The sequence below is a fragment of the Pseudomonas sp. AC463 genome, from assembly GCF_979253585.1.
In genome coordinates, this window is sequence record NZ_CEEDDZ010000057.1 from 1 (window position 1) to 305 (window position 305).

The following is a 305-nucleotide window of genomic DNA, read 5'->3' on the forward strand; positions in this document are numbered from 1 at the left end:
GAACTGGGGCCGGGCGATGCGGTGATCTATCCCGCGCTGTGGTGGCATCACGTGGAGGCGCTTTCCGACTTCAACATGATGATCAACTTCTGGTGGAACGATGCTCCAGCGTTCATGGATTCCCCCATGAACACCCTGCTCCACGGGCTGTTGAGTTTGCGGGATCGGTCGCCGCACGAGAAACGGGCATGGGCAGCCTTGTTCGACTATTACGTGTTCGGGCCCGCGGAGCGTCCGACCGCGCATCTGCCGGACGCGGCGCAGGGCCCGTTGGCCAGGCTGGACCCGATGTCTGCACGGCAATT

Annotated in this window: 1 protein-coding gene; it reads left to right on the top strand. The window is 63.0% G+C overall.

What is annotated here, in order from left to right; translation table 11 throughout:
- Nucleotides 1-305 (top strand): cupin-like domain-containing protein (locus AC0IYH_RS29040; RefSeq protein WP_471837458.1); only part of this gene is annotated, 305 nt, incomplete at both ends.